Here is a 548-nt window from a genome sequence, read left to right as displayed (position 1 = left end):
AGCATCACCAGCGCGCTCCCCAGCCCCAGGAAGCCCAGGCCGATGCGGCGCTTGGCGCGGGCCTCGGCCTCCTGCTCGGGCAGCGGCCAGAACGTGACGTCCAGCACGTTGTCCAGCATGCGCGTGGACACCCGCACTACCTCGGCGAAGGCCTCGAAATCGAAATAGGACTCGGCCGTGAACGGCTGGCGCACGAAGCCGGTCAGGTTGATCGACCCGAGGCAGCAGCAGCCATACGACGGCAGCGGCTGCTCCGCGCACGGGTTGGTCGCCTCGATGGTCTCGCAGTAATAGAGATTGTGGTCCGCGTTGATCCGCGACAGGAACAGGATGCCCGGCTCGGCATGGTCATACGTGGCCTGCATGACCTGGTCCCAGAGCTGGCGGGCCGGCACGCGGCGGTAGACCCACTGGCCGTCATCACGCCGATAGGCGCCGGCGGCGATCATGTCCATGCCCGGCTCGGCCTCGTGGACCAGTTCCACCTCGCCATCTGCCTCCACGGCCTGCATGAACGCATCGGTCACGCCGATCGAGATATTGAAGTT

Annotated in this window: 1 protein-coding gene; it reads right to left on the bottom strand. The window is 66.4% G+C overall.

Annotated features, from left to right (window positions below; all coding sequences use genetic code 11):
* On the bottom strand, positions 1 to 548 hold a 548-nt coding region (locus tag AC1U89_RS24610; RefSeq protein WP_479902231.1), incomplete at both ends, for a glycyl radical enzyme family protein.

It is taken from the genome of Caulobacter sp. 05T431, assembly GCF_056665975.1.
The sequence above is the reverse complement of the archived record's forward strand: the minus strand, read 5'-3'. Positions and strand labels throughout refer to the sequence as shown.